Annotated in this window: 26 protein-coding genes and 1 pseudogene; all 27 read right to left on the bottom strand. The window is 65.4% G+C overall.

The features are described from left to right. Positions 1 to 22: 22 nt before the first annotated feature. Positions 23 to 337: a 30S ribosomal protein S17 gene (gene rpsQ / locus QFZ46_RS03530; protein ID WP_307358365.1), complete on the bottom strand. Its 315-nt coding sequence runs from the start codon at positions 335 to 337 to the stop codon at positions 23 to 25. Beyond that, complete coding sequence (gene rpmC, locus QFZ46_RS03535) at positions 337 to 654, bottom strand: 50S ribosomal protein L29 (protein ID WP_033106060.1); 318 nt, start codon at positions 652 to 654, stop codon at positions 337 to 339. The genes rpsQ and rpmC overlap by 1 nt, the downstream gene beginning before the upstream one ends. Next, a complete protein-coding gene (rplP, locus tag QFZ46_RS03540; protein WP_033106059.1) occupies positions 654 to 1,073 on the bottom strand; it encodes a 50S ribosomal protein L16 in 420 nt (139 codons plus the stop codon). The genes rpmC and rplP overlap by 1 nt, the downstream gene beginning before the upstream one ends. Next, positions 1,073 to 1,822, bottom strand: a complete 750-nt coding sequence (gene rpsC, locus QFZ46_RS03545; RefSeq protein WP_307358367.1) for a 30S ribosomal protein S3 — start codon at positions 1,820 to 1,822, stop codon at positions 1,073 to 1,075. Before rpsC ends, rplP begins: the two co-directional genes overlap by 1 nt. Beyond that, a complete protein-coding gene (rplV, locus tag QFZ46_RS03550) occupies positions 1,822 to 2,220 on the bottom strand; it encodes a 50S ribosomal protein L22 (protein ID WP_234001510.1) in 399 nt (132 codons plus the stop codon). The genes rpsC and rplV overlap by 1 nt, the downstream gene beginning before the upstream one ends. Before the next feature lie 25 nt (positions 2,221 to 2,245). Further along, entirely contained in the window at positions 2,246 to 2,527 is a 282-nt protein-coding gene (gene rpsS / locus QFZ46_RS03555; RefSeq protein WP_234001509.1) for a 30S ribosomal protein S19, read from the bottom strand. Between the two features lie 11 nt (positions 2,528 to 2,538). Continuing rightward, positions 2,539 to 3,378 (bottom strand): 50S ribosomal protein L2, encoded by an 840-nt coding sequence (gene rplB, locus QFZ46_RS03560; protein WP_188434543.1) that lies wholly within the window; start codon positions 3,376 to 3,378, stop codon positions 2,539 to 2,541. Positions 3,379 to 3,399: 21 nt separating this feature from the next. Then, complete coding sequence (gene rplW, locus QFZ46_RS03565; RefSeq protein WP_033106054.1) at positions 3,400 to 3,723, bottom strand: 50S ribosomal protein L23; 324 nt, start codon at positions 3,721 to 3,723, stop codon at positions 3,400 to 3,402. Beyond that, a complete protein-coding gene (gene rplD / locus QFZ46_RS03570) occupies positions 3,720 to 4,382 on the bottom strand; it encodes a 50S ribosomal protein L4 (protein ID WP_307358370.1) in 663 nt (220 codons plus the stop codon). Before rplD ends, rplW begins: the two co-directional genes overlap by 4 nt. Before the next feature lie 3 nt (positions 4,383 to 4,385). Next, positions 4,386 to 5,047 (bottom strand): annotated as a pseudogene (gene rplC, locus QFZ46_RS03575) (50S ribosomal protein L3). A gap of 8 nt (positions 5,048 to 5,055) precedes the next feature. Then, entirely contained in the window at positions 5,056 to 5,364 is a 309-nt protein-coding gene (gene rpsJ / locus QFZ46_RS03580) for a 30S ribosomal protein S10 (RefSeq protein WP_030147986.1), read from the bottom strand. Between the two features lie 745 nt (positions 5,365 to 6,109). Next, the gene (locus QFZ46_RS03585) at positions 6,110 to 6,322 is read right to left on the bottom strand and encodes a hypothetical protein (protein ID WP_307358377.1); all 213 of its coding nucleotides are present in this window, start codon (positions 6,320 to 6,322) and stop codon (positions 6,110 to 6,112) included. A gap of 155 nt (positions 6,323 to 6,477) precedes the next feature. Continuing rightward, positions 6,478 to 7,668, bottom strand: coding sequence for an elongation factor Tu (gene tuf / locus QFZ46_RS03590; RefSeq protein ID WP_307358379.1), 1,191 nt, complete (start codon positions 7,666 to 7,668; stop codon positions 6,478 to 6,480). Between the two features lie 147 nt (positions 7,669 to 7,815). Next, positions 7,816 to 9,930 carry an elongation factor G gene (gene fusA / locus QFZ46_RS03595; RefSeq protein ID WP_307358381.1) on the bottom strand — a complete coding sequence of 705 codons (2,115 nt, stop codon included), beginning with the start codon at positions 9,928 to 9,930 and terminating at the stop codon, positions 7,816 to 7,818. A gap of 91 nt (positions 9,931 to 10,021) precedes the next feature. Beyond that, the gene (gene rpsG / locus QFZ46_RS03600; protein ID WP_033106048.1) at positions 10,022 to 10,492 is read right to left on the bottom strand and encodes a 30S ribosomal protein S7; all 471 of its coding nucleotides are present in this window, start codon (positions 10,490 to 10,492) and stop codon (positions 10,022 to 10,024) included. Positions 10,493 to 10,497: 5 nt separating this feature from the next. Next, positions 10,498 to 10,866, bottom strand: a complete 369-nt coding sequence (gene rpsL, locus QFZ46_RS03605; protein WP_033106047.1) for a 30S ribosomal protein S12 — start codon at positions 10,864 to 10,866, stop codon at positions 10,498 to 10,500. A gap of 252 nt (positions 10,867 to 11,118) precedes the next feature. Next, positions 11,119 to 14,880: an SCO7613 C-terminal domain-containing membrane protein gene (locus tag QFZ46_RS03610; protein WP_307358385.1), complete on the bottom strand. Its 3,762-nt coding sequence runs from the start codon at positions 14,878 to 14,880 to the stop codon at positions 11,119 to 11,121. Next, entirely contained in the window at positions 14,877 to 15,113 is a 237-nt protein-coding gene (locus QFZ46_RS03615; RefSeq protein ID WP_307358387.1) for a helix-turn-helix domain-containing protein, read from the bottom strand. Before QFZ46_RS03615 ends, QFZ46_RS03610 begins: the two co-directional genes overlap by 4 nt. Beyond that, positions 15,113 to 15,589, bottom strand: a complete 477-nt coding sequence (locus QFZ46_RS03620; RefSeq protein ID WP_307358388.1) for a DUF2975 domain-containing protein — start codon at positions 15,587 to 15,589, stop codon at positions 15,113 to 15,115. The genes QFZ46_RS03615 and QFZ46_RS03620 overlap by 1 nt, the downstream gene beginning before the upstream one ends. Before the next feature lie 217 nt (positions 15,590 to 15,806). Continuing rightward, entirely contained in the window at positions 15,807 to 16,454 is a 648-nt protein-coding gene (locus tag QFZ46_RS03625; protein ID WP_307358389.1) for a spermidine/putrescine ABC transporter substrate-binding protein, read from the bottom strand. A 54-nt stretch (positions 16,455 to 16,508) separates the two neighbouring features. Continuing rightward, positions 16,509 to 16,943 (bottom strand): hypothetical protein, encoded by a 435-nt coding sequence (locus tag QFZ46_RS03630; protein WP_307358391.1) that lies wholly within the window; start codon positions 16,941 to 16,943, stop codon positions 16,509 to 16,511. 71 nt (positions 16,944 to 17,014) lie between these two features. After that, a complete protein-coding gene (locus QFZ46_RS03635) occupies positions 17,015 to 18,064 on the bottom strand; it encodes an ABC transporter (protein WP_307358393.1) in 1,050 nt (349 codons plus the stop codon). Between the two features lie 107 nt (positions 18,065 to 18,171). After that, complete coding sequence (locus tag QFZ46_RS03640; protein WP_307358394.1) at positions 18,172 to 18,333, bottom strand: hypothetical protein; 162 nt, start codon at positions 18,331 to 18,333, stop codon at positions 18,172 to 18,174. 74 nt (positions 18,334 to 18,407) lie between these two features. Next, positions 18,408 to 19,007, bottom strand: a complete 600-nt coding sequence (locus tag QFZ46_RS03645) for an HAAS signaling domain-containing protein (protein WP_307358396.1) — start codon at positions 19,005 to 19,007, stop codon at positions 18,408 to 18,410. Beyond that, positions 19,004 to 19,336: a PadR family transcriptional regulator gene (locus QFZ46_RS03650; RefSeq protein ID WP_307358398.1), complete on the bottom strand. Its 333-nt coding sequence runs from the start codon at positions 19,334 to 19,336 to the stop codon at positions 19,004 to 19,006. The genes QFZ46_RS03645 and QFZ46_RS03650 overlap by 4 nt, the downstream gene beginning before the upstream one ends. A gap of 58 nt (positions 19,337 to 19,394) precedes the next feature. Next, the gene (locus QFZ46_RS03655; protein WP_307358400.1) at positions 19,395 to 20,291 is read right to left on the bottom strand and encodes a sugar ABC transporter permease; all 897 of its coding nucleotides are present in this window, start codon (positions 20,289 to 20,291) and stop codon (positions 19,395 to 19,397) included. A gap of 1 nt (position 20,292) precedes the next feature. Beyond that, positions 20,293 to 21,909 carry an ABC transporter permease subunit gene (locus QFZ46_RS03660; RefSeq protein ID WP_307358403.1) on the bottom strand — a complete coding sequence of 539 codons (1,617 nt, stop codon included), beginning with the start codon at positions 21,907 to 21,909 and terminating at the stop codon, positions 20,293 to 20,295. Between the last annotated feature and the right edge of the window lie 64 nt (positions 21,910 to 21,973).

Genomic DNA, 21,973 nt, shown 5'->3' on the forward strand with positions numbered 1-21,973 from the left:
ACTCCTTAAGCAAGCCGGAGGCTTACTTGGCCTTTTCGACGATCTCGACCAGGCGCCAGCGCTTGGTGGCGCTGAGCGGACGGGTCTCACTGATGACAACGAGGTCGCCGATGCCCGCCGAGTTGGTCTCGTCGTGCACCTTGCGCTTCTCGGTACGGCGGATGACCTTGCCGTAGAGCGGGTGCTTCACGCGGTCTTCGACCTCGACGACGATGGTCTTGTCCATCTTGTCGCTGACGACGTAGCCGCGCTGCGTCTTGCGGTAGCCGCGGGCGTTCTCGTCACGCACATCGTGCGAGACGGGAGCTTCCACTTCCGCTTCCTTCTTGGTGGCCATTACTCAGCCTTCCCTTCGGCGTCAGCCGAGGCATCCTCGGACTTCTTCGCCTTCGACTTGGACGCCTTCTTGGCCGGAGCCTCGACGGGAGCAGGCGTCGCACGGATGCCCAGCTCGCGTTCGCGGATCACGGTGTACAGGCGCGCGATGTCGCGCTTGACGGCGCGGATGCGGCCGTGGCTCTCCAGCTGACCGGTGGCCGACTGGAAACGGAGGTTGAACAGCTCCTCCTTGGCCTTACGCAGCTCCTCGACGAGGCGCTGGTCTTCGAACGTGTCGAGCTCTGCCGGAGCGAGCTCCTTGGTGCCGATCGCCATTACGCGTCGCCCTCCTCGCGCTTGATGATGCGTGCCTTGAGAGGCAGCTTGTGAATTGCTCGGGTCAGAGCTTCGCGAGCGAGTTCCTCGCTGACGCCTGCGACCTCGAAGAGGACGCGACCCGGCTTGACGTTCGAGACCCACCACTCAGGCGAACCCTTACCGGAACCCATGCGGGTCTCAGCAGGCTTCTTCGTGAGCGGACGGTCCGGGTAGATGTTGATCCACACCTTTCCGCCACGCTTGATGTGACGCGTCATCGCGATACGAGCTGCCTCGATCTGACGGTTGGTCACGTAAGCGGGCGTGAGGGCCTGGATGCCGTACTCGCCGAAGGAGACCTTCGTGCCGCCGGTAGCGTGCCCGGTACGACCCGGGTGGTGCTGCTTGCGGAACTTGACCTTACGGGGGATGAGCATTATGCCGACGCTCCTTCTGCAACAGGTGCCTCGTTGCGCGGGCCACGACGACGGTCGCCGCCACGGTCGCGCGAAGGCTTCTGGTTGGCCTGCTCGCGGGCAAGCTCCTTGGCGGTGAGATCACCCTTGTAGATCCAGACCTTCACGCCGATACGGCCGAAGGTGGTGCGTGCCTCGTAGAAGCCGTAGTCGATGTTCGCGCGCAGCGTGTGCAGCGGCACACGACCCTCGCGGTAGAACTCCGACCGGCTCATCTCGGCGCCGCCGAGGCGGCCGGAGACCTGGATGCGGATGCCCTTGGCACCAGCGCGCTGCGCGCCCTGGAGACCCTTGCGCATCGCACGACGGAACGCCACGCGAGCAGAGAGCTGCTCGGCAATGCCCTGCGCGACGAGCTGAGCGTCAGCCTCGGGGTTCTTGACCTCGAGGATGTTCAGCTGGATCTGCTTGCCCGAGAGCTTCTCGAGGTCGCCACGGATCCGCTCGGCCTCAGCACCACGACGACCGATCACGATGCCCGGACGGGCGGTGTGGATGTCGACGCGGACGCGGTCACGGGTGCGCTCGATCTCGATGTTCGAGACACCGGCGCGGTCGAGCTGCTTCTTCAGCAGGTTGCGGATCTTGATGTCCTCAGCCACGTAGTCGGCGTAACGCTGACCAGGCTTCGTCGAGTCAGAGAACCAACGCGAGACGTGATCCGTCGTGATTCCGAGGCGGAAGCCGTACGGGTTTACCTTCTGTCCCATTACTTGCTCGCCTTCTTCTTGCTTTCGCCATCGGCTGCGACAGCAGCCTCCGGCGTCGAGAGCACGACCGTGATGTGGCTCGTGCGCTTCTTGATCTGGAAAGCGCGACCCTGTGCGCGGGGGCGGAAACGCTTGAGCGTCGTGCCCTCGTCGACGTACGCGTTGACCACGTACAGGTCCTGCTCGTCGAGGTACTCGCCGTCGCGATCCGCCTTCACCTGCGCGTTGGCCATGGCCGACGCGACAAGCTTGTAGATCGGCTCACTGGCGCTCTGTGCTGCGAACTTCAGGATCGCAAGAGCCTCCTGGGCCTGCTTGCCCTTGATGAGCGCGACGACACGACGAGCCTTCTGAGGGGTCACGCGGATGTGTCGCACGCGTGCGATGGACTCCACCATTTCTCTCTCCTCTATCGTCCCCGCGTCAGCGGCGACGGCCCTTCTTGTCGTCCTTCTCGTGGCCGCGGAAGGTGCGGGTGGGCGCGAACTCGCCCAGCTTGTGGCCGACCATGCTCTCGGTGACAAACACAGGAATGTGCTTGCGACCATCGTGGACCGCGATCGTGTGACCCAGCATGGCCGGGATGATCATGGACCGGCGAGACCAGGTCTTGATGACGTTCTTGGAACCGGCTTCGTTCTGCACGACGACCTTGCGAAGCAGGTGCTCGTCGACGAAGGGGCCCTTCTTGAGACTCCGTGGCATCTTCTCTACTCCTACTTACGCTTCTTAGACGCGGTGCGACGACGAACGATGTACTTGTCGCTTTCCTTGTTGGCGTGACGGGTACGACCCTCTGCCTGGCCCCAGGGGGTGACAGGGTGACGTCCACCGGAGGTCTTACCCTCACCACCACCGTGCGGGTGATCGACAGGGTTCATGGCGACACCACGCACGGTCGGGCGGATGCCCTTCCAGCGGTTACGGCCGGCCTTGCCCCAGTTGATGTTCGACTGCTCGGCGTTGCCGACCTCGCCGATCGTTGCGCGGCAGCGTGCGTCGACGTTGCGGATCTCACCCGACGGCAGACGGAGCTGCGCGTAGATGCCTTCCTTGGCGACGAGACGAACCGATGCACCGGCAGAACGAGCCATCTTGGCACCGCCGCCGGGGCGGAGTTCGATCGCGTGGATCACGGTACCGGTGGGGATGTTCTTCAGCGGGAGGTTGTTGCCCGGCTTGATGTCAGCCGATGCACCCGACTCGACGACGTCGCCCTGCTTCAGCTTGTTCGGCGCGATGATGTAGCGCTTCTCGCCGTCGAAGTAGTGCAGCAGCGCGATGCGCGCGGTGCGGTTGGGGTCGTACTCGATGTGAGCGACCTTGGCGTTGACGCCGTCCTTGTCATTGCGACGGAAGTCGATGACGCGGTACTGGCGCTTGTGGCCACCACCGATGTGACGGGTCGTGATGCGGCCCTGGTTGTTGCGACCACCGGTCTTCGAGAGCGGGCGCAGCAGCGACTTCTCCGGCGTCGATCGTGTGATCTCGGCGAAGTCAGCCACCGACGAGCCGCGGCGACCCGGGGTCGTGGGCTTGTACTTGCGAATAGCCATGATTGTCCTTTATCCCCCGGATCAGCCGATTGCCGTGAAGATGTCGATGGTGCCCGACTTCAGGCTCACGATGGCGCGCTTGGTGTCCTTGCGCTTTCCCGTGCCGAAGCGGGTGCGACGGGCCTTGCCGACGCGGTTGATCGTGTTGACCGAAGCAACCTTGACGCCGAAGATCTTCTCGATGGCGAGCTTGATCTCAGTCTTCGTAGCACGCGGGTCGACGAGGAAGGTGTACTTGCCTTCGTCGATCAGCGAGTAGCTCTTCTCAGAGACGACCGGCTTCAGGATGATGTCGCGGGGGTCCTTGTTGAACGCCGACTGGAGGGCGCCTACCTGCTCGGTCATGCCGAGACCTCCTCGGTTGTGCCGGTCTTCGAGGCGATGAAGCCCTCGAGCGCGGCCTTGGTGAAGACGATGTCGTCAGAGACGAGTACGTCGTACGCGTTGAGCTGGTCGAACGTCAGCACGTGGATGTTCGCAAGGTTGCGAATGCTCTTCGTGGTGATGTCGTCGCCTCGTTCGATCACGAGGAGAACGTTCTTCGACGTGACGACCGTCGTGAGGAAGCTCACGGCAGCCTTCGTCGAGGGCGCACCGTCGATGCCGAAGGACTCGATGGCGTGCAGACGGTCACCGCGGAAGCGGTCGCTGAGCGAGCCCAGGAGGGCCGCGGCGATCATCTTCTTGGGTGTGCGCTGCGAGTAGTCACGCGGCTTGGGGCCGTGGACGATGCCACCACCGGTCATGTGCGGCGCGCGGATCGAGCCCTGACGGGCGTTACCCGTGCCCTTCTGCTTGAAGGGCTTGCGGCCTGCACCGGAGACCTCACCGCGACGCTTGGTCGAGTGAGTGCCCTGGCGAGCTGCCGCGAGCTGCGCGACGACGACCTGGTGGATGAGCGGAATGTTCGTCTTGACGTCGAAGAGCGAGGCGGGCAGCTCGATCGAGCCTGCCTTCTTGCCGTCGGCCTTGAGGACGTCGAGCGCGAGAGACGAGTCAGCCATGGACTAGGCCCCCTTCACTGCGTTGCGGACGTAGACGACGCGGCCACGAGCACCGGGAACAGCGCCCTTGACGAGCATCAGTCCCTTGTCGGTGTCGATGCCGTGCACCGTCAGATTGAGAACGGTCACGCGCTCGCCACCCATACGGCCGGCCATGCGCATTCCCTTGAAGACGCGGCTCGGGGTCGAGGACGCGCCGATCGAGCCGGGCTTGCGGTGGTTGCGGTGCGAACCGTGGGATGCCGAAACGCCCTTGAAGTTGTGGCGCTTCATGACACCCGCGGTGCCCTTGCCCTTGCTGGTGCCGACGACGTCGACCAGCTGGCCTGCCTCGAAGAGACCGTCGACCGTGAGCTCCTGACCAAGCGAATAGTCAGCAGCATCCGCAGTGCGGATCTCGGTGACGTGGCGGCGCGGCGTGACGCCGGCAGCCTCGAAGTGGGCCGTAAGGGGGGCTGGTTGACCTTGCGCGGGTCGATCTGTCCGGCCGCGATCTGAACAGCGTTGTAGCCGTCCTTCTCGGGCGTGCGGATCTGGGTGACCACGTTCGGTGCCAGCTCGATGACGGTGACGGGGACGAGCTTGCCGTCCGCGTTCCACACCTGAGTCATGCCGAGCTTCGTGCCCAGCATTCCCTTGGAAATCTTTGAATTGATGTCAACCATGCCGAGCCTCAGAGCTTGATCTCGATGTTGACATCGGCCGGGAGGTCGAGACGCATCAGCGAGTCGACAGCCTTGGGCGTCGGGTCGACGATGTCGATCAGACGCTTGTGGGTGCGCATCTCGAAGTGCTCGCGGCTGTCCTTGTACTTGTGGGGCGACCGGATGACGCACACGACGTTCTTCTCGGTCGGAAGCGGCACCGGGCCGACGACAGTCGCGCCCGCACGGGTCACGGTGTCTACGATCTTGCGCGCCGACGAGTCGATGACCTCGTGGTCATACGACTTCAGGCGTATGCGGATTTTCTGTCCCGCCATTGTCTGTTCACTCTCTATAAGGCGTCTTACCGTCCTGGGCCGGGTGACCCAGGGGCATTGGACGCACGTCGACGCTGTTCGCGCCTCGGCACTCGAAAGACTCTTGCGAGCCGATCTGCTGCACCACTGTTCTTCTGTCATCCCGCGCATCTCCCGACGCACGGCAGAACCTCCGTGAGGAGGTGGTTGCTGTTCTGCCACCCGCGGCCTAGGTCCCTGCGCGCGATCTCCTGGGAGATGACGCCGCCTATGCACTGCCCTGGTGGTGATCCGATGGGCACACAAAGTGCACCGCCGGAATGTGGAACCTGTCTATTCTGCCAGCCGGATTTCACTTACGCAAACCCGGGCGTGTCGCGCACCGGATCGAGTGCTCTGCACACCTTCAGAACAGCCGGGAACGGGGTGAGGCATCCCCATGCCCCACCCCGCCTTGGGGAGTGTTCAGTGCGAGGGGGCACACCGAACACGAGGATCCTGACGCGGAGGGACGCCGGAATCCTCGTCAAGGGCGCGGCGGCTCGACCGCCGCGGATGCGAGGCGGGGCATCGGCGCACAGACGGCGCACGACTCGTGATGATCCCCAAAATCATTCCCCAGATTCACGCGCAGCTTGGCTGCGCATTCACAGTTCGCCGAACCCCTTCGACGAACTCAGCCGCAAGATCCCCAGGCGGCTGTGTTCATATTACACGGGAAGGGACGACGCACCCAGGTGCGCCGTCCCTTCCAGAAGACTGTCTACTACTCGTTGCCGACGGCCTTGTCTGCGCCATCGCGGATCTCGTCGATCTTGTCGGCAGCACCCGGTGCCACCTTCTTGGCGAAGTCGGCGACGCCGTCGAGAACCTTGTCGCTCACGTCCTCGGCCTGCTCGCTCTTGACCGCCTCGGCGATCTTGTCCTTGTTCTGCTCGTACAGATCTTTGCTCTTGTTGACGATGTCGTCGATGCCCATTACGGGTCCCCCTTGAGGTTGTGACGTCGGCCGAGTCTGCCGAACACTCTCATTCTGCACGGCAACCGCGACAAAGGAAACCCTCCGCTTCGCCACGGAACAACGACAGAGGGGCCGAGCCCGAAGGCCCGACCCCTCTGTGAGGAAGCAGATGCTTACTTGATGATGCTCGTGACCGTACCAGCGCCCACGGTGCGTCCACCCTCACGGATGGCGAAGCCGAGGCCCTCTTCCATAGCGATCGGCTGGATCAGCTCGACCGTCATGTCGGTGGTGTCGCCGGGCATGACCATCTCGGTGCCCTCGGGCAGCGAGATGACGCCGGTGACGTCGGTGGTGCGGAAGTAGAACTGCGGGCGGTAGTTCGTGTAGAAGGGGTTGTGACGGCCGCCCTCTTCCTTCGACAGGATGTACGCGGTGCCCTCGAAGTTCGTGTGAGGGGTGACCGAGCCCGGCTTCACGACGACCTGGCCGCGCTCGACGTCCTCACGCTTGAGGCCGCGAAGCAGCAGACCACAGTTCTCGCCGGCCCATGCCTCGTCGAGCTGCTTGTGGAACATCTCGATACCGGTGACCGTGGTCTTCTGCGTCGCGCGGATGCCGACGATCTCGACCTCGGAGTTGATCGCGAGAGTGCCACGCTCGGCGCGGCCGGTGACGACCGTTCCACGACCGGTGATCGTGAAGACGTCCTCGATCGGCATGAGGAAGGGCTTGTCACGGTCGCGCTCCGGGTCCGGAACGCTGTTGTCTACGGCTTCCATGAGCTCGACGATCTTGTTGACCCACTTCTCGTCGCCCTCGAGCGCCTTGAGCGCCGAGACCTGAACGACCGGAGCGTCCTCGTCGAAGCCCTGAGCTGCGAGCAGCTCGCGGACCTCGAGCTCGACGAGCTCCAGGATCTCCTCGTCGTCGACCATGTCGCTCTTGTTCAGCGCGACGAGCAGGTACGGCACGCCGACCTGCTTGGCGAGCAGAACGTGCTCACGGGTCTGAGCCATCGGGCCGTCAGTGGCGGCGACCACGAGGATGGCACCGTCCATCTGGGCTGCACCGGTGATCATGTTCTTGACGTAGTCGGCGTGGCCGGGGGCGTCAACGTGCGCGTAGTGGCGCTTGGGGGTCTCGTACTCGATGTGCGAGATGTTGATCGTGATACCACGCTGGCGCTCTTCCGGCGCCGAGTCGATGGAAGCGAAGTCACGCTGCACGTTGGTGTCGGACGGGTACTTGTCTGCGAGCACCTTCGAGATGGCTGCCGACAGCGTCGTCTTGCCGTGGTCGACGTGACCGATCGTTCCGATGTTCACGTGCGGCTTGGTGCGCTCGAACTTGGCCTTGGCCACTTGGTCCTCCTCAGGACGTTCGTGTAGAGATTGCCGAGCACTGGATTGTGACCGGTTCCCTACGGGGTTTGATTCTCAGTTTAGTAGAGAGAGCTTTGTGAAGTTGTGTGTTGTCCGGGCGGCCATGGACCGCCCGGACGAAAGGGCTTACTCGCCCTTGGTCTTCTGGACGATCTCGTCGGCCACGGCCCTGGGGACCTCAGCGTAGGAGTGGAACTCCATCGAGTAAACCGCGCGACCAGAGGTCTTCGAGCGCAGGTCGCCGATGTATCCGAACATCTCGGACAGCGGAACCTGTGCGCGAACGACCTTGACGCCCGCGGCGTCTTCCATCGACTGGATCTGACCACGACGCGAGTTCAGGTCACCGATGACGTCACCCATGTACTCCTCAGGAGTACGAACCTCAACGGCCATGAGCGGTTCGAGAAGAACGGGGTTGGCACGACGGAGAGCTTCCTTGAAGCCCATGGATCCAGCGATCTTGAACGCCATCTCCGAGGAGTCGACGTCGTGAGCTGCACCATCGACGATGGTCGCCTTGACGCCCACGATCGGGAAGCCGGCGAGAACACCGACGTTCATGGCGTCCTGGAAACCGGCATCGATCGAACCGATGTACTCACGCGGGATGCGACCACCGGTGACGGCGTTCACGAACTCGTAAGTCTTCTCGGCATCCAGATCCAGCGGCTCGATGTTGAACTGGATCTTTGCGAACTGACCCGATCCACCGGTCTGCTTCTTGTGCGTGTAGTCGTACTTCTCGACGGCCTTCTTGATCGTCTCGCGGTACGCAACCTGCGGCTTGCCGACGTTCGCCTCGACGTTGAACTCGCGCTTCATGCGATCGACGAGGATGTCGAGGTGCAGCTCGCCCATGCCCTTGATGGTCGTCTGACCGGTCTCGGGGTTGAGCTCCGTGCGGAAGGTCGGGTCCTCTTCAGCGAGCTTCTGGATGGCGACACCCAGCTTCTCCTGGTCGGCCTTGGTCTTCGGCTCGATAGCGACCTCGATGACGGGCTCAGGGAACGTCATCGACTCGAGGACCACCGGAGATGTCGGGTCGGTCAGGGTGTCACCGGTGGTGGTGTCCTTCAGACCGATGACCGCGTAGATGTTTCCGGCGGTGACCGACGGAACAGGGATCTCCTTGTTGGCGTGCATCTGGAAGATCTTCCCGATGCGCTCCTTCTTGCCCTTGGTCGAGTTGATGACCGCGGAGCCGGAGTCGAGGTGACCCGAGTAGACGCGCACGTAGGTGAGGCGACCGAAGAACGGGTGCACTGCGACCTTGAATGCAAGAGCCGCGAACGGGTCGTTCGCATCGGGGTGGCGCTCGATGATCGTGTCGTAGTCCTTCGGGTCGTGCGCCTGAATGGCACCGACGTCGAGGGGGTTCGGCAGGTAATCGATGACCGCGTCCAGCATCGGCTGCACGCCGCGGTTCTTGAACGCAGAGCCGCACAGGACCGGGTAGATCTCCGAGGCAACGGTCAGCTTGCGGATCGCGCCCTTGATCTCGGCGACGGAGAGCTCTTCGCCTCCGAAGAACTTCTCGAGCAGCGCGTCATCCGTTTCGGCGACGGTCTCGAGGAGCAGCTGACGGTACTCGGCAGCCTTCTCCTTGAGGTCAGCAGGAATCTCCTGGATCTCGTACTTGGCGCCCATGGTCACGTCGCCCTTGGAGTCACCCTCCCAGACGAGTGCACGCATCTCGACGAGGTCGACGACGCCGACGAAGTCGTTCTCCGCACCGATGGGCAGCTGGATGACCAGCGGCTTCGCACCGAGGCGGTTGATGATCGTGTCGACGGTGAAGTAGAAGTCAGCGCCGAGCTTGTCCATCTTGTTGACGAAGCAGATGCGCGGAACGTTGTACTTGTCAGCCTGACGCCACACGGTCTCGGACTGGGGCTCGACGCCCTCCTTGCCGTCGAAGACGGCAACCGCGCCATCGAGAACGCGGAGCGAGCGCTCCACCTCGACGGTGAAGTCCACGTGACCGGGGGTGTCGATGATGTTGATCTGGTTCTTGTCCCAGTAGCAGGTCACGGCGGCAGACGTGATCGTGATGCCGCGTTCCTTCTCCTGCTCCATCCAGTCGGTGGTCGAGGCGCCATCGTGCGTCTCGCCGAGCTTGTGGTTGACGCCCGTGTAGAACAGGATGCGCTCGGTGGTGGTGGTCTTGCCGGCATCGATGTGCGCCATGATGCCGATGTTGCGGACCTTGCTCAGGTCGGTGAGCACGTCTTGTGCCACAGGAGTGTCCTTATCTTCGAGATGTCGCTGAGCGACGAGGTGAAGGGTGCTCGGTCAGGGGCGGAGGCCGCCCCTGACCGAGCGAAGCTGTTTACCAGCGGTAGTGAGCGAACGCGCGGTTCGACTCGGCCATCTTGTGAGTGTCCTCACGGCGCTTGACCGCAGCGCCCAGGCCGTTCGAGGCATCCAGAATCTCGTTCTGGAGGCGCTCGGTCATGGTCTTCTCACGACGACCCTTGGCGTAGCTGACGAGCCAGCGCAGCGCGAGGGTGTTCGCACGGTGAGGCTTGACCTCGACCGGGACCTGGTAGGTCGAGCCACCGACGCGGCGGCTGCGGACCTCGAGGGTGGGGCGCACGTTGTCGAGCGCCTTCTTCAGGGTGGCGACGGCATCCTGGCTGTTCTTCGCCTCGACGCCGCGGAGGGCGCCGTAGACGATCGACTCGGCCAGCGACTTCTTGCCGTCGACGAGGATCTTGTTCACCAGCGAGGTGACGATCGGAGCGCCGTATACCGGGTCGTTGACGACGGGGCGCTTGGGGGCGGGACCCTTACGAGGCATCTAACTCAACCCTTCTTCGCACCGTAGCGGGAACGAGCCTGCTTACGGTTCTTGACTGCCTGGGTGTCCAGGGCGCCACGGACGATCTTGTAACGCACACCGGGGAGGTCCTTGACACGACCGCCGCGGACGAGCACCAGGGAGTGCTCCTGCAGGTTGTGGCCCTCGCCGGGGATGTAGGCGGTGACCTCGGCCCCGTTGCGGAGCTTCACGCGAGCGACCTTGCGCATCGCCGAGTTCGGCTTCTTCGGGGTGGTGGTGTAGACGCGGGTGCATACCCCGGCCTGCTGCGGGTTCGACTTGAGCGCCGGCGCCTTGGTCTTGGTGACCTTGGGCGAGCGACCCTTGCGAACCAACTGCTGAATGGTTGGCACGTTCTCTCCTCATAATGCTGCACGGTGACAGCGTGATGGGTTTCACATCATGACCCACCGGCACGCCGGAACCGACGTGCTTTTTGGTGTGATGGGTATGCCGTGGGGGCAGACCGATATGGATCGGAGCCCGTGTGCAGGCACGCCGAGACGTGCACACACCTGATCAAGTGTAATGCCGCGTAACGTTCGCGGTCAAATGACGGCGGATGCTGCAGTCCTCCGGAGCGCAGAGACCCGAAGCGAGGCGATTCACCGCAGGTCCCGGATGCGAGCGACCACGGTGTCAGCATCCCCGCTGCGCCGCTCGTACGTGACCGCGATGATGAGCAGTACGGCTCCGATCACGGCAAGTGTGATCCACCACGGCATCGATTCGATCCCCCGACCGATCTGCACCGAGAAGACGAGCACGTTCTCGATCGGCAGCACGATCATACCCAGGATGAACGGTGCAGCGAGCCGTCTGCCCGCTCCGACCATGATCGCAGCGAGTGCGAGCACCATGACGAGGATCGCGCGCCAGGTCAGCGGATCGGTGAACGTCGCGGCGATCGACGCGCTCATCATCGTGACGATGCCCGGCGCGAGCAGCGGCCAGGAGCCGAGGCGTCCGGCCGGCCAGGCGTTCAGCCCACCCGCGGTGCGTGTCGGTCCGCGCCGCAGCGCATGGATGCCGGCGAGCAGCAGAACGGCGCCGAGCGGCAACGAGAACCACTCCACCCGAAGGTCACGTGGACTCCACGCGACCACAGCCGTCACGAAGGCGACGGCGAACAGGAACCACACCGGAGGCAGCGCTGTGCGCTCCGCGCGTACTGCGGCGGTGAGCATGACGGTGAGGATGCCGATCATCAGCGTCCACATCATCCAGATCGACGCCCAGTCACGCTCGATCGAGAACCAGGTGCCCACGGCGAGCGCGAGCACGGCGGGCGCGAACATCCAGCGGGACGCGCGCAATGGCGAGTCCGCACGCGCTGCCGCGCGGATGCCTCGTCCAGCGCACACCAGGATGATCGCCGCCACCGCGGAGACCGAGATGCAGGCGATGAACAGCGCTGCTCCACTCAGGAAAGCGAGATCGGCGCCGAGGCCCATCCTCACGCCCTGCACGGGGCCGGCGATCGCCGCGACTCCCCCGGCGATCAGGGTCGGCTGCACGAGCGTGCGCATCCGCGCCCTGTTCGCACGCCGACCGATGCGAGCGAACCACGCGGCGATGCCCAGCAACGCCGCGCCGCCCGCGAGCAGCGCGAGTGCTCGCCACGGCACTCCCACGGCAGTGCGCGCATCCGATTCGACGAGGACGAGCAGCGCAAGACTGGGCAGCACGGCGACACCGAGTCCGGCCGCGTAGAGCCCGCGCATGTCCATCCCCCGCGCGCTGAGAACCGCGGCGACAGCCGCCGCGGCGAACGCGGGCGGGAGCAGATACGCCTCGAGCAGGTCGACGCCGTTCATGGTCCACACGCACCACAGGGCACCGGTGAAGGCGGCGCCGGCAACCCACCACCCGTACCGGCGGCGCGTGAACACCGCACTGGCGGCAGCGCCGACGCCGAGAATCACGAGCACGAGGAACGTGGTGCCGAGTCCCGCGGCCTCTCTGGCCAGGGCGAGGACCGTGGCGATCGCTCCGGTCAGCAGCGCCGATGCCTCGATCGCGATGCGGGCGGCAGCCGCGGCATCCGCCGGCAGGCCATTGCGGCGCAACGCGCCTCTGATAGACGTCGTGCTCGGCAGCACGAGAGCCACGATCGCAGCGATCACCGGCAGCGTGACAGGCGAGGCACTGATCGCGAGGAGCTGAGCCCCGAGGCACACGACGACGACCGCGACGGTGGGTACCAGCATCCCGCTCGCGAGCGTCCGAAGCACGATGTTGAGACCAGGGCGTCTGGTCAGCACCAGCGACAGGGCGAGAGCGAACATGAGCGCGGTCGAGAGCGCGGTCCAGCCGCTGCGCTCGAAGATCACCTGCACGATGCCGGCCGCGAACGGCACCGTCGTGACGGCCAGCACGGCATACCAGTCCCGTGCCATGACACGCGGCACGAACGTGACGACGATCGCGCCGATCAGTCCGGCCGACGTCACCAGGCACAGCACTGCGATGCTCCCGAGATCCGTCTGCGCGAGAGCCTGGCCGAGGCACACGAGTGCGTAGGCGAATCCCACCCCGACGTGCAGAAAACGTATCCCGCGGGGCAGCGTCCTGCTCGCAAGAGCCAGCACCGCGATCACGCCGAGACCGGCGAGGGGCGCAGTCAGAGGATCGAGCCACGAGATGAGGATGCCGACCGCGACTGCGCCGTGGACTGCGACGATCAAGACGATGCGGTGGGGCGTGGGCCTGCCGCTCTTACGCCGTGCGCGGCTCAACGCGATCGCCGTGGCGGCGGCCACGCCGAGCACGATGATGAGGCGCGCCGCGAGCGGCAGGAGCGAACTGCACGCGAGAGTGAGCATGGCGAGCGCCGCAGCGCCGATCGCGACGACGTCAGTGCCTGCGCCGAATGCGCGCAGGGACTGACGTCCCCCACTCGCATCCGCAGTCCCGGGGGCATCGGCGACGTGGCCTGCATCGGCGGTGCTGCGGGCGTCGCGATCGCGGGCGAGACCGCCGAACAATGCGAGACCTGCGGCGAGCCCTCCCATGCCGAGCAGCGGCGCCCAGTCCGATGGCTGCGCGAGCACCGTGGCCCCGGTGCCGCGTACGACATCCGAGAGCGCATCGATGACGGTCATCGCGGCGTGCAGCAGTGACAGCATTCCGATCAACGCGACCACCACGATGCCGCCCGCCGCACGCGTTGTGCGCACGATCGTGCGAACCCCTGGCGCCATCGCGACCAGGGCGAATGCGAACGCCGCGGCACTCGGCAGCGCCGCGGGAAGCCACTCACCGGCCGACTGCGCCACCGGAGAGGTGGTCGCTAGCACGAGCGCCGCCGTCGCAGCACCTCCGGCGACGAAACTCCACCAGTGCCGCAGCAGGTGCCTCGTCGCCAGGGCGGCATGCGCGGCGATGAGCGCGAACACCAGGCTGATGCCGAGCATCATCACGACCGTGCCGTTGAAGGAGGAGGCACCGAATACGGCCAACGGTACGGCGCTCAGCACCGCGATCGCCTGGAGCGCGACGAGCGAGCGCTTCGCGACCCGAGGCGATGCCTCGAGGAGGGCGGCAGCGATGAAGGCGGAGCCGAGGTGTCCGAGCGCGGATGCATAGCTCGAACCGGCGGCGTAACCGAGCATCGCCGGCACGATGGCGATGCCGAGCAGCGCGGCCCACTGCCATACGCGGATCTGCGAGAAGCGACCTGCGGCGAGCATCACGGCACCTGCTGCGGCCGTTGCGAGAGCAGCGAGCAACCAGACGGCGGAGTCGGTGCTGCCGAGTTGCGCGAAGGCGTACACGTCGAGCCCCGCGAACACGAGCGCGAGTGCTCCGACTGCTTCCGCGGAGAACTGCAGTCCGCGACGGGCCAGCAGCCATGCACCGCCGAGGAACACGAGGGTCACGAGCCCGACGACCATGCTGCGAAGGGCACGGTCGGAGAGATCGGGATTCAGGAAGGTGAAGATGAGCGCCGCGATGGCGAAGAGCCCGGCCCCGGCGATCGCGAGCACGGACTGCACCGTGGCGCTGCTGCGCGGTGGCTGCGGCACGGACTGGGGCTGCGGGAACGCCGGCGTGCCTGGAGGCGGAGCACCTGGAGTCGAGAGTGCCGGTGCGGTGCCGGCTGCGAGCACGACACCGGCGGTCGCCGGGACGTGCACGAACTGCGGCACCTGGTTCAGCAACGTCTCGCGGACCCGCAGCGCGGCGGCCGCAGCCGTTGACGCATCCCAGAGCTCGGCACCGATGGCACCGCGAAGATCCGCGCCGCAGCGAGGGCAGCATCCGTCGGTCAGATGTTCGGATCCGCAGACCGGGCAGGCCGTGGTGTCGAGCAGATGCCTGGCGGCGCTCTCGCCCCAGCTGATCGTTTCGTTCGCAGTGCTCATCGCTCCCCCTGTTCCGACTGGGCGTCCGTGTCAGGTATCCACCTGAGGATGTCCCCGGGCTGGCATTCGAGCACCTGGCAGATGGCATCGAGGGTGGTGAAGCGCACCGCCTTGGCTCGTCCGTTCTTGAGCACCGCGACGTTCGCCGGGGTGATGCCGATGGCATCCGCGAATTCCTGGACGCTCATCTTCCTTCGCGCCAATTGCACGTCGAGATCGATGACGATGGGCATCAGACGACCTCGGACATGTCCTGCTCGAGCTCGAGTGCCTTGCGCAGCAGTCCGCGCAGCACGACGACGAGGAGCGCGAGGGCCGCGCTGACGACGATGCCGAGGATCGCCAGCAGGGTGAGCGAGAGCGACACTGCCCGGCTCGCGATGATCACGACGTACGAGACGGCGATGAGCGCGCCCGCCGCGGCCAGCGCCCAGAGGATGATGTCGACGTAGCGGAAGGCGTCGTTGCTGAAGATGCGCTCGGCGCGCACCAGCGACAGCAACCGCCATACGCACAGGAGCGTGACCTGCACGAGCGCGAGGAAGAGGATCGCGGCGATGATGCCGGGAATCTCGAGCTGCGCGACGTCGGGATTGCGGATCGCGGTGATTCGCGCCACTTCGGGGATCACCAGGATCTGACTCGCCAGCAGCAGCACGATCATCACGGCGATCAAGGTCTTCAGCACAGCGGTCACACGGGATTGCATCAGTCTGCCTATCGATAAGCGGCCGGTATCTATCGAAAAACGATAGCTCGTGAGAGTCCGCCACTCAAGCCAGTGCCCGCGCTCACAGCAAACCCACGGCTGCAGGGCGACGACCCGCGGCGGCGGCGGCGCGCGAGACCGACTCCGCTGCACGAGCCCGAGTGCGCGCGGCACTGTCTCGTGCTGCAAACGCGGTCTCGTCGGCGGCTGACGTGACTTACGGGGCCTCGGGGTCGAAGGGCGAATCCAGGGAGGACGTCAGTTCCTCGAGCAGCGCCTCGATCTGAGGCTCGACATGCTGCGAGATGGCAGCTTGCACGTTGAGCCGGTGCCGCAGCAGGATGCCGCAGATCTCGCGGCCGACCATGTTCGCGTACTCGTCGGCGAGAGCGACCTCCTGCCGGAGTGCGGCTTTGGCCTCGTCCGTCAGCGGGGGCAGCGGGGGCAGCTCGACGATCTCGTCATCCGCGAGCCCCGCGATCGTGAAGAGGAAGGGCGCGCCCGGCACTGGATCAGGATCGAGCGGGAGCCCTTCGAACTCCGGCTCGAGGTCCTCGGACGGACGATAGCTGCGCGCACGATTGCGCGCCGCCTGCTGATCGAGCTCCGACTGCAGCATCGGCAGGTTGCGAGCGGTGTACTCGGCGACGGCATGATCCACGATCGTCTTGATGCGTGTCGAAAGACCGTGCTGTACGCCGTGCGGAACATTCCCGCCGATTCCGGCGGCGGAGAGGATGGGCGAGCCCAGGCAACGCCGACACGGGGCGACTCGCCCGCGATGAGTGGCCGGCTCCCAGCGCGGCACCCAGCGCAGCCAGGCCTCGACGGCCTGGTCGACCTGCGTCTCTAGCGACCGCTCCACATTCCCCAGAATAGGGCGATACGCGTCAGCACTGGAGATTTCCGCACTGGACGATCAGTTCTCGTCGAGATCGTCGCGTTCCCAGGGCCATCGAGGACGCTTCGCGTGCGTGCGCCGCAGCGCTACACCCGCCCAGGCGGCGATCGCCGCGGTCACGAGAATCACGATGCTCGCGCCACCCGTGACCAGCTCGCCCATGACCGCAAGAGCGTTGATGAACTCGCCGGAGACGAAGATCGCGCCGGTTCCCGCAGCGAGAAGGTGCGCGAGCGCGGTCGCGATCGAGATCGCCCACACCGATCGGAAACGCGGATGTGCCAAGCGCAGCGCGAGCCACAGGAGGCCCGCGAACACCGCGACGGCGACGATCATGCCGACGATGCCCGGTGCCTGTCCCGTTGCGGGCACGGTGATGATGTCGGCATCCGTCACCACGCTCAACGCACCCAGACCGAACACCGCGATCGCGAAGAATCCGATCGTCGTCATAGCCGTCGCCAGGACAGCCGAAACCCCCGCAGGCTCAGGGCCGCGGGGGTCAGGCGAAGAAGTGTCCGTGATTACCTCGGAAGGGTCGGGCCGGCCTCGAGCGTGCGCTCGTACTCACGCTGAGCCTCGATGTTGAGCTCGGTCTTGCGTGCGCCGCTGCGAGCGACCCATGCGCCGAACCAGATGGTGAGCTCGCGGCCGAAGACGAACGCGGCGATCGCGAGGGGGGCGAGCAGCTGACTGCCTACCAGCTCGTTGCCCTCCGACGTCGAGATCAGCCAGAACGGCGCCTCGAAGAGCTGGCCGAGGATGTGGCCGGCATAGGCGAACAGCCCGACGATGATGCCGAATACGACCCAGAGTCCCCAACGTCCGCGGTTGATGACGGCGCCGAGCAGCCAGAACCCGATGAAGAAGAAGACGACCGGAACCCAGAAGCCCCATGTCGTGAGCGGCGTGAGCGCGGCCTCGCCGATGTTCTCACCGGTGACGTCGCCGGCGAGGGCACCGAGACCGAGCGCGGTACCGAGGTAAAGGACCGCGAACACGATCGTCGCAAGCAGTCCGATTCCCGCAGCGGTGCCACGGTTGCCACGGTCACGCGGGGGCTCAGGTGCCTGCACGAAGATCGGCTGCTGCTGCTGAGCGACCGGAGCGACGACGACTGCCGGCTCGGAGGGGACGACCCTGGTCTCAGCGTCATCCGCCACCGGTGGCAGGTACGCGGTATCTGCGATGGAGTCTTCCCGTGCGACATCCGTGTCCGACGTCGAGGTGCGGTCGGCTGCGAAGAGGCCGGTCGGAGCGGCGGATCCGTCGGCCCGGTCGTTGCTGCTGACGCGGTCGCCGAAGCGGTCATCGGCTCCGCCGTCGAAGGATTCGGACTGCTCGTTGAGCTCAGGAGTCGCGAACGTTCCCGGGTGGGACTTCTCGGCCTCTTGGAATGCGGCGAGGTCGGGATCGACGGCGTTCTGGTCGACGGCGTTCTCGGCGGCGGAGTCATGCTCGCCACGAACCTCGGCGCCCGCCGCTGCGGCGTCGGCAAGTCCCTCGTTCGCGCTGTCGACGACGTCGTTCACGTCTTTCGGCCGCTCGGGCTGGGGAACCTCGGGGTCACTCATGGGTGCGCCTCTCGTCGGATATGTGCAGTGCGAGGTTATCGCCGCGCGGGCCGGCCGCCGCGGAGGCGTGCCGACGTGTCGCATGACCGGCGTGCAGAGGCGGCCGTTCAGCTCTCGCCAGGATCGATCGCACGGAGGGTGTCGCCGACGTAATCGACCAGCATCGGACCCATCGGCAACGCGAACCAGAGGAGCGCGGCGATGACGCCGGCGCAGAAGACACCGGCGATCCAGCTCATCACCCGATTGCGTCCGCCCACCGGTGCCATGCTTCTACGGTACGACCGCGGGGCGCATCCGCCTTCGATGACACGCGCGGATGCTCGCCCGCCCCGCCGAGACTTCAGCGCCGGCGGAGCCGCCAGAGGAGCCAACCGCCGATGGCGGGGATGAGGATGAGGGCGAGCAGGATGCCGGCGTGCCAGAGCCCGAGCCCGCCCGGCGAAGGAACGAGCGGATTGTGCTCCTGACCTTCCGACTCCCTCGACGAGATGAGCGCGACGATCCACGACACGACCGTGATCAGTATCCCGACGGCGAACGGCAGAACGATCGCGACGATCTTCTCCCAGCGGCGCCAGAGCTTGCCGTCTGCGACCATCACCGCCCCGACGATCCAGCCGACCACCGGAACCACGAATCCCCCGAACGCGAAGACGAGCGCCGCAGCGATCGCGTATCCACGACGGTGCGACAACGGCACCTTGCGTTCGGCGGCGATGACTCCCGGCCTCCGGATCTCGCTCTGTGCTTCCCTGGCGATCAGGTCCGGATCACCGAGCTGCCTGATTCGTTCGGACACAGTCGCAGCATCCAGCCCTTCGAGTTCCTCGGCGATCCCGCTGCGGATCTCGGTCGCGAGGCCGTGCGGAACGTGTCGCAGCGCGACGTCCAGCCGCTCCAGGAAGTCGGCTCGCTGACTGGCGGCATCCGATTCAGTCATGCATTTTCCTCTCCCACGAGTCCCGTGACGACACGGGCGAAGGGTGTCCACTGCGCGCGGAACCGCGCGAGCTGAGCGGTGCCGGCATCAGTGAGCCGGTAGTACTTGCGCACCGGACCGCTCTCCGATGGCAGGTCGAACGTGCTGACCCAGCCGTTGTCGCGCAGGCGTCCCAACAGCGGATACAGGGTTCCGATGCTGGCGATCAGGCCGGCCTCGGACAGCGCCTCAGCCAGCTGCCAGCCATACATCGGCTCGCGTCCGAGGAGCCCGAGCACGCAGTACTCGACCACTCCCTTGCGCATCTGCGCACCGACATCCACTGTCATGCATCACAAGGTAGCATGCGTGGCAAGTTAGATGAAGCTCCCGCTCCCGCGGCCGGACTCAGCCCTTCGTGGCGCCGGCGGTCAGGCCGCCGACGATGTACTTCTGCAGGAACAGGAACAGGATCATCACCGGGATCGCGGCCATCACGGCGCCGGCCGAGAACGCCGACCAGTCCGCGTAGCGCGGGTTGGAGACCAGCTTGGTGAGTCCCACGACCAGAGTCTGCTGTTCCGGATCGATCAGGATCACACTCGCCACGACGTACTCGTTGACCGTGCCGATGAACGACAGCAGTCCGACCACGGCGAGGATCGGCGCGACCAGACGCAGGATGATCGTGAAGAAGATGCGGGCATGACCGGCGCCATCTATGCGCGCAGCCTCGTCGAGTTCCTTCGGGATGGTGTTGAAGAAGCCGTACATCAGATAGGTGTTCACGCCCAGCGCGCCGCCGAGGTAGACGAGGATCAGCCCCGTGTGGGTGTTGAGCCCGATGGCAGGGAACCAGTCCCCCAGCGTCGTCATCAGCAGGAAGATCGCGACCACGGCCAGCAACTGGGGGAACATCTGCACGACGACGATCGTTACCAGGCCGACGCGGCGTCCGGCGAAACGCATGCGCGAGAAGGCATACGCCGCGCAGGCGCCGATGAACACAGTCGTGAAGCCCGTGACGAGCGCGATCACGAGAGTGTTCAGGAACCACAGCCCGTAGGGATTCTGCGGGTCGGTGAGGATGCGCACGTAGCTGTCGATGCCGATCGCGGAGAACAGCTGGTTGGAGCCGGTCAGTGTGCCGCGCGGATTCAGCGACGCCGAGAGCACGTACAGCAGCGGGAAGATCGCGAAGATGCTGACCGCGATCGCGACGACGTGGCGCCAGCCGGTGTCGGCGAACCATGCACCGAACGAGCGGCGACGACGGCGGGCGAGTGGAGCGGGAGCGATTGTCATCTCAGTTCAACTCCTCGAGAGCCTTGGTCTTGCGGAAGCTGATGATCGAGATCGCGGCGACCACGATGAAGATCAGGATCGTGAACGCGGAGGCGAGCCCGTAGTCACGGGTCTGCCCGGTGAAGGCCACCTTGTAGACCATCGAGATCAGGATGTCGGTGTGCCCGACCGGGATCGACACGTCGTCGAAGCGCGGGCCGCCCTTGGTGAGCATGTAGATCAGATTGAAGTTGTTGAAGTTGAACGCGAATGACGAGATCAGCAGCGGCGCCACTGTGACCAGCAGCAGTGGCAGCTTGATGCGCCGGAAGATCTGCCAGGGGTTCGCGCCGTCCATCACAGCCGCTTCGTTGACGTCCTCCGGGATGCCCTGCAGCGCGCCCATGCAGACAAGGAACATGTACGGGAACCCGAGCCACAGATTCACGATCAGCACGGAGACCTTCGCCAGCCCGGGGTCGGTGAGCCACGGGATGGACGCTCCGCCGAAGACGACCTGGTTGAGGAAGCCGAAGCTCTCGTTCATCATCCCCGCCCAGACCAGTGCCGAGAGGAAGGCCGGGAACGCGTACGGAAGGATGAGCAGGATGCGGTAGCCGTTGCGGAAGCGCATCTTCGTGTTGTTGAACACGATGGCGAGCAGCAGGCCGAGGAAGAAGGTCGTGGTGACCGAGATGAGGGCGAACGCGAACGTCCAGATCGTCACGGAGATGAGCGGTCCGCGGATCGAGCTGTCGGTGACCGCCCGCACGAAGTTGTCGAAGCCGACGGTGATCTGCCAGCCGGGCAGCAGCTGTTCACCGTCATCGGCTGTGAACGCGCCGGTCCCGTTGTCGCTGTAGACGGTGCCGGAGCGCACGTCGGTCATCGAGCCCGCTGCCTCGTCGTACTCGAGCGTGGAGACGTACAGGAAACCGCTCTGGCCGTCTGGAGTGCGGATCGCGCCGTCGTTGGGGTCGTCGCTGAAGTCGACCGAGAGCTTCTCGACCTCGCTGGAACGTGCGAGCACCTGGGCGAAGGTCAGTGATTCCCAGCCATCGATCGCGGTTGCCCGATCGCCGTCCATAGTCGCGCCGTCGACCTCCTGCAGCGGCTGCTCGTTCGTGCCGACCGAGACATCGCCGTCGTCGGGATCGGTGACGAGAAGCCCCAGTGTGCCGAACTGTTCGACGACGGTGACGGGGAAGGTCGGCGAGTCTTCGACGCGCTCCTGGGCGGAGGCCATCAGGGCGGAGACGGCCTGGTCCTTGCTGCCGTTGTGGCCGGTGCCGTAGTTGGTGAAGCCGATGTACCCGGTGTACAGGAGAGTGAACACCTGGAACAGGATCAGGAAGATGATGCCGGGTGTGAGGTACTTCGCCGCGATGCGCTTGCGCGAGAAGTAGATGTAGTTGACCAGGATGGCGACCACGACGACCACGCCGAGAACGAGCCACTCCTGGTGGGTGAAGAGCACGAACGCCGCGTACAGCGCGACGGCATCGACGACGGCGAGCAGCAGGATCTTCAGCAGCATCCATCCGATCCGGCCGGAAGCAGCCTCGGCGATGCTCGCAGCCTGACGCTGCCGTCTCGTCGGCGGCGTCTCCGCCTCGGTGGTGGTGGTCGTATCCGTCATCTCTCGCCCCGTCGTCGTTCTGCCGGGGCGAGGCGGATGCCTCACCCCGGCAGAAGGAACAGTG

This window comes from Microbacterium murale, assembly GCF_030815955.1.
In the GTDB taxonomy this organism is placed as follows: Bacteria; Actinomycetota; Actinomycetes; order Actinomycetales; family Microbacteriaceae; genus Microbacterium; species Microbacterium murale_A.